The sequence below is a fragment of the Natrinema soli genome (genome assembly GCF_028618695.1).
On record NZ_JAQIVI010000118.1, the window covers coordinates 1 to 643 of the forward strand.

The following is a 643-nucleotide window of genomic DNA, read 5'->3' on the forward strand; positions in this document are numbered from 1 at the left end:
CGGTCCCGCACGCGACAGCGACTCGAGGGCGTCCGCCGAGACCCCCGGAGCGGTCGTCCGCGGGACGAGGTCTCCGAAGCGGACCGTCGACAGCCAGCAGTACTCGGACTCGAGCGCGTCGGCCGCGGTCTCGACCAGCAACTCGAAGAACCGATCGCGGTCGCGACAGGCGACAAGTTCGGGGACCGACTCGAGGAATGCGTCGGCCGGCTGACGGCTCGGTGGCGCCGGGACGCCGGCCATCGCGATCACGTCAGCCTCGGGATCGGTTTCGGCGTCGGTGTCGGATTCGACCTCGGCATCGGAGTCGGATTCCGCGTCGATATCGCGCTCACCGGTGTTTCCGGTGGTCCTGCCATCGCTACAGACCCACTCGATCTCGTCCGCGAGGTGGGAAACGGCGTCGTCGGTATCGCGGCGGACGTAGCCGTCGATGCCGTCGGTCGACCGGGCGGCCGCGGGCGCGTACGACGCCTCGGAAAAGAGGATCACGGGTGCGGAATCGCAGGCCTCGATCACTTCGAGCAGGTTCGACCCCGCCGCGGTCGTGGGCGTCTCGGCGAAGACGACGCAGTCGGCCTCCGGGGCCCAGGTGCGGACCCGGTCGACCGTGGTGACGGCGCGTACCGACCGATTCGGGCCA

1 pseudogene is annotated in these 643 nt (G+C 70.0%); it reads right to left on the reverse strand.

Annotated features, from left to right (window positions below):
- Positions 1 to 643, reverse strand: a pseudogene (locus PGX04_RS07890) (diguanylate cyclase); the annotation flags it as partial.